The following is a 5,097-nucleotide window of genomic DNA, read 5'->3' as shown; positions in this document are numbered from 1 at the left end:
CGGTGACACAGAACATGTCTACGAAAAAGTTGTTACTGCCCCTCAACAAAAACCGACTGAGCAATCTCCAACTACTAAAGCAACCAAAGAATTACCTAATACTGGTACGGAAGATCATGCAGCTTTGGCAGCTCTAGGAGTACTTGGTTTGATGAGCGGATTTGGACTTGTGTCTCGAAAGAAAAAAGAAGACTAATTCTATACTCGAGATTCTAAGTAGTATCCATTAGTTTCTTAAACAAAAAACCAACTAATCATTAGGTTAGTTGGTTTTTGTCTATTCTCGATTTTTCCAAGCTTGGTAGCGAGTGTCAATCAAGAGTTGGGTTAAGCGTCCCATGATTTCTCTTTCTTCAGGAGTGAGGGATTGGGCTTGTACAAAGAGATGGTGAATGTGTTCAATGACCTTGAAGGAAGAAAGGTCGTTGATAGAAGAGATGCCTGCATCTAGAATGATTCCAAAAAAGAGGTCAAAGTAGAGCTGCAGTTCTTCGTCAGGAACTGTTTCAACCCATTCCTTGAAAGTAGTGTCGACTTGTTGGCTGTCACTATTAGTTTCGTCTAGTTGGACAAAGTGTTTGTCTTCAACCTGCCAACTAAAGGTATCGTGCTGGGCGATACCACCCAAGGCAGTGCTTCGAACAACAATTTTTTTATCCGGAATTTCCAGCATCATCCCGATGATAGAACCTTGTGGGATAAACACTTTCGTTCTTTCCATCATGTTTTGATAGCCAGGTGTTTCGGTTAGTTCCTTGTGAAGCCCAGGGGCATCAAAAGTATAGACAGCGACAATGTTTTTCTGCAAGTTTGGATCAAGTTGACTGGCAGCATAGACAGCTAGATTACCCCCTTTTGAGTGTCCTGCTAGAATAACCTTTTGGTTAGGATGTTGGGAAAAAAAGTCCTCTAAATACTGGAGGGCATGTTTTTGAGCTGGGATTTCCTTCATATAGGTCATATGGAAATCTTCTTTCCAACCGATGATGCTATCATCCGTTCCGCGAAAAACAAGCAAATAAGTATCGAGACTGATACGATAAGTCATGGCTGCAAACTGTTTTTGCAATTCAGGATCAATATCGTTAATAAAGTCTGAGAGCTTGCAATTTTTAAAGCGTTTGTGTTGAGCGAGTTGATCCAACAACTGGAGACGGTTTTTATTGGTCAACATCGTCGTGTCTCTAGGGATTTGAGGTGCAAGATCTATGAGGCGCTTTGGTTCTTGGGTAACTACATCATCAAAAGGAAGATAGGTTAATTCAGTCAGGGCAAGAATATCTAACTCATTCACGGGGAGGTCATAAAAGGAATCGTATGCTACGTCATTTAAGTAGTCAAAAATATTGGCCATAAAAGCTCCTTTCTCAATGTTTATATTACCACATTTACCTAGAATTAGCTAGTAGGCTTGTTCGAATGACCTAGTAGGGTTTGATTGAAATACATAGAAGATAGATTGCTCCTATTTCAAACCTCTAAACGAGCTTACTTGTATGTTTTTGCTATCAATCCCATTTTCCTTTAAAAAGTTCTTCATCTCATTTACATCATCAGGCTGACCTGTGATGAGATAACTAGCTTGATTGCCGTATTCATCAATAGCACGTTTTAAAAATTCTTGACTTTGAGAAAGTTCCTCGCTAGTTTTATAAGTAAAATTCGGTGTTTTTTGAGCCAGTTCTTTCATCTCATTATCGAAAATAGTAACTCCTTTGTCAAAATGGTTGAGAATAATCGGACATTTACCAGCCCATTCTTTGATAAGGGGGCGTAGAGCAGAAATGCCGACATCAGATGCAAAGCAAACTAGTGCCTTATTCGTATCTTTAACAGTCAAAGAGGAATCCAGCCAACTCATCTCAATCTCACTGCCAGCCGGTAAATGTGTCAAGGTGTTCTTAAAGTTGCTTCCACTATTATGAGTCAAAATGAGAATTTCATCTTCATCAGGTGTGGAGGCAATGGTTAGCCATCGACTGGTTTGCTCTCCCTTAGCTTCATATTTACTAGCAGTAGACGAGGTATCAGGGAGTGTAAACTTAGCATAAGCCCCAGCTTTCCAGATTTGATGACTCGGTTTTGTGATATGAATTAAATATAGATCTCCGCTGGGGTTTTCAATGGATTTTATAGATAATGTCTGGCTTCGTCCAAGATAAGCGATGGCACCCCAAGTTATAATACATATCGCTCCAAGTGTTGATAGAATGATAATAAACATTTTTTTACCTCTTTTCATTTTTTATGACTCCTGTTCTTAATTTTATGAATGAACTATAAAATTATTCATTCATATCTTTTCAAAAAATAAAGAAATCCATTCATTATTTTAGAACTCCTTTAATGAAGTTGGTCGCAAGTATTTCAACAGTTTTGCCAATATCTGGAAAATCTTTTTCCGTGATATGCATATCCATATAGTAAAACAGATTATAAACCTGTAAAATATCTTGAATCTTTTCTGGCGAGTACCCTTCAGACTGCATACGATTTGTAAAAGTTTTAACTAGAAACTGATGAAAAGGATTTGCGACTTTGCCTTCTTCCGAGGAATAGTAGCTGTGTAACTCATCTGCGATGGCAGGATTGTACCATTCTGCAAGGATTTTATTGGAAGAAACGAGAGTTCTGGACTGAGCAAATAGTTGACCAATGAGGTCGATCATGTCAATTTCCCAATCCAGTTCTTCGATCATAGCTTGGCGAACACGGTTGTTTTCATCTATATAGATGTCTAGAAAAATGGCTTCTTTACTCTCGTAATAGTTATAAAAAGAACCAACTGCAACACCAGCTTGCCTAGCAATTTCTGAAATACCTGTTGCCTTGTAACCTTTTTTCGAAAAAACTTCATAGGCTGCTGTTTTTAAAGATTGTTTTTTGTCCAATATGATTTAACCTCCTTCGCTTTATGAATGAATAAATTTATTTGTTCATTCATATTCTAACAAATCATGGCTAGCTTGTCAATAAGAAGGCTAGATCTATTAAATAAGTTAAAGAAACGCTAACTAAATGAGTACAAAAAGGAAAATATAGGATAAGGCTGGAACTATAATTAAAAATAAGGTATGATATCAGTGGGAATGTTCTCTATTTAGCATCTGTTTTCTTATCTGGATTTGGGAAATAGGCTTCTAAACAGTATGAGATACTGATCCGTAAATCTGATATGAAGGGTTTTGATACTTTGAGAAATAACAAAGGAGGAGCGCATGCACAAGATTTTACTAGTAGAAGATGACCAAGTTATTCGGCAACAAGTTGGGAAACTACTCTCTGAGTGGGGGTTTGAGGTCGTTTTGGTAGAGGATTTTATGGAAGTATTGAGTCTTTTTGTTCAGTCGGAGCCTCATTTGGTCCTCATGGATATTGGTCTACCTCTTTTTAATGGTTACCACTGGTGCCAGGAGATTCGTAAGATTTCTAAGGTGCCCATCATGTTTCTCTCTTCGAGAGACCAGGCGATGGATATTGTCATGGCGATTAATATGGGGGCGGATGACTTTGTGACCAAGCCTTTTGACCAGCAGGTGCTCCTTGCCAAGGTTCAGGGCTTGTTGCGCCGTTCCTATGAATTTGGGCGGGATGAAAGTCTGCTGGAGTATGCGGGTGTGATCCTCAATACAAAGTCTATGGACCTGCACTATCAGGGGGAAGTTCTGAGTTTGACCAAGAATGAATTTCAAATTTTGCGGGTCTTGTTTGAACATGCTGGCAATATCGTGGCGCGTGATGACTTGATGCGGGAACTCTGGAATAGCGACTTTTTCATCGATGACAATACCTTGTCTGTCAACGTTGCTCGCTTGCGTAAAAAGTTGGAGGAGCAAGGTTTAGCAGGTTTTATCGAAACCAAGAAAGGGATAGGATACGGACTGAAACATGCTTGATTGGAAATCATTTTTTCTAGCCTATCTGCGTTCTCGCAGTCGCATCTTTATCTATATTTTTTCATTAGGCTTTCTCGTCCTTCTCTTTCAGTTTTTATTTGCTAGTCTAGGAACTTATTTTCTTTATTTCTTTCTACTCAGTAGTTTTTTGACCTTCTTATTTTTGGCTTGGGATATATTTGCAGAAGCTCAGATTTACCGGCAGGAAGTACTCTATGCTGAGAGAGACCCCAAGTCTCCTCTAGAATGTGCGCTAGCAGAAAAGCTCGAAGAGCGTGAATCTGAATTGTATCAAAAGAAGTCGGAAACGCAGAGTAAGCTGACGGATTTGCTTGACTACTACACCTTATGGGTTCACCAGATCAAGACGCCCATTGCAGCGAGTCGCCTTTTAGTAGCAGAAGTCTCTGATCGGGAGGTCAAGCAGCAGCTGGAACAGGAAATTTTCAAGATTGACTCCTATACCAACCTGGTTTTGCAGTACCTGCGTTTAGAGAGTTTTCACGATGATTTGGTCTTTGAACAGGTTCAAGTGGAGGACTTGGTCAAGGAGATGGTTCGTAAGTACGCACTTTTCTTTATCCAAAAGGGACTGACGGTCAACCTCCATGACCTTGACAAAATTATCGTGACCGATAAGAAGTGGTTGTTGGTCGTCATTGAACAAATCCTTTCAAACAGCCTCAAATACACCAAGGAAGGTGGCCTAGAGATTTATATGGAAGGCCAGGAGCTCTGTATCAAGGATACGGGGATTGGGATAAAAAACAGTGATGTCCTCCGAGTCTTTGAACGTGGTTTTTCAGGCTACAATGGCCGTTTGACCCAGCAATCATCTGGACTTGGCCTCTATCTATCTAAGAAAATTTCTGAAGAGCTGGGCCACCAGATTCGTATCGAGTCTGAGGTTGGGATAGGAACAACCGTTCGCATCAAATTCGCTGAAGTAAAGCTCGTTATCGAGTAAACATAGATGATAAAAAGCCTCCGATTGGGGTGCTTTATTATGAAATTGAGTTATGAAGATAAAGTTCAAATCTATGAACTAAGAAAACAAGGATATAGCTTAGAGATGTTTTACGGTTATGAGAAGCACTTTAGGTCTTTAGAAGACCTTGAGCAATCTATTGTAGACTACATTGATTACTACAATAATAAACGAATTAAAGTCAAACTAAAAGGACTTAGCCCTGTGCAATAC

General features: G+C 39.5%; 6 protein-coding genes and 1 pseudogene. 4 read left to right on the top strand and 3 right to left on the bottom strand.

The window, feature by feature from the left end; translation table 11 throughout:
• Window positions 1-196, top strand: a 196-nt coding sequence (locus HMPREF2766_RS08275) for an LPXTG cell wall anchor domain-containing protein (RefSeq protein WP_148131195.1), incomplete at its 5' end; no start/stop codon positions are given.
• A gap of 81 nt (window positions 197-277) precedes the next feature.
• Here the strand turns inward: HMPREF2766_RS08275 and HMPREF2766_RS08270 are convergent.
• From HMPREF2766_RS08270 to HMPREF2766_RS08260, 3 genes are all read right to left on the bottom strand, one after another.
• Complete coding sequence (locus tag HMPREF2766_RS08270) at window positions 278-1,354, bottom strand: DUF2974 domain-containing protein (protein WP_001273839.1); 1,077 nt, start codon at window positions 1,352-1,354, stop codon at window positions 278-280.
• Window positions 1,355-1,465: 111 nt separating this feature from the next.
• The gene (locus HMPREF2766_RS08265; RefSeq protein ID WP_070569196.1) at window positions 1,466-2,242 is read right to left on the bottom strand and encodes a ferredoxin reductase domain-containing protein; all 777 of its coding nucleotides are present in this window, start codon (window positions 2,240-2,242) and stop codon (window positions 1,466-1,468) included.
• An 85-nt stretch (window positions 2,243-2,327) separates the two neighbouring features.
• On the bottom strand, window positions 2,328-2,897 hold the full coding sequence (locus HMPREF2766_RS08260; RefSeq protein WP_070569193.1) for a TetR/AcrR family transcriptional regulator: 570 nt from the start codon (window positions 2,895-2,897) through the stop codon (window positions 2,328-2,330).
• Window positions 2,898-3,218: 321 nt separating this feature from the next.
• Between HMPREF2766_RS08260 and HMPREF2766_RS08255 the strand changes: the two genes are divergently transcribed.
• The 3 genes and pseudogenes from HMPREF2766_RS08255 to HMPREF2766_RS08245 all read left to right on the top strand — a co-directional run.
• The gene (locus HMPREF2766_RS08255) at window positions 3,219-3,896 is read left to right on the top strand and encodes a response regulator transcription factor (protein ID WP_000548981.1); all 678 of its coding nucleotides are present in this window, start codon (window positions 3,219-3,221) and stop codon (window positions 3,894-3,896) included.
• Window positions 3,889-4,863 (top strand): sensor histidine kinase, encoded by a 975-nt coding sequence (locus HMPREF2766_RS08250; protein WP_070569190.1) that lies wholly within the window; start codon window positions 3,889-3,891, stop codon window positions 4,861-4,863. The genes HMPREF2766_RS08255 and HMPREF2766_RS08250 overlap by 8 nt, the downstream gene beginning before the upstream one ends.
• A gap of 102 nt (window positions 4,864-4,965) precedes the next feature.
• Window positions 4,966-5,097: pseudogene (locus HMPREF2766_RS08245) on the top strand (IS3 family transposase); the annotation flags it as partial.

The sequence above is a fragment of the Streptococcus sp. HMSC076C08 genome, from assembly GCF_001810825.1.
Lineage (GTDB): Bacteria > Bacillota > Bacilli > Lactobacillales > Streptococcaceae > Streptococcus.
The sequence above is the reverse complement of the archived record's forward strand: the minus strand, read 5'-3'. Positions and strand labels throughout refer to the sequence as shown.

What these genes read in the sequence shown, in the direction of transcription:
- HMPREF2766_RS08270 (WP_001273839.1), bottom strand. Translation starts at nt 1,354, where the DNA reads ATGGCCAATATTTTTGACTACTTAAATGACGTAGCATACGATTCCTTT.
- HMPREF2766_RS08265 (WP_070569196.1), bottom strand. Translation starts at nt 2,242, where the DNA reads ATGAAAAGAGGTAAAAAAATGTTTATTATCATTCTATCAACACTTGGA.
- HMPREF2766_RS08255 (WP_000548981.1), top strand. Translation starts at nt 3,219, where the DNA reads ATGCACAAGATTTTACTAGTAGAAGATGACCAAGTTATTCGGCAACAA.
- HMPREF2766_RS08250 (WP_070569190.1), top strand. Translation starts at nt 3,889, where the DNA reads ATGCTTGATTGGAAATCATTTTTTCTAGCCTATCTGCGTTCTCGCAGT.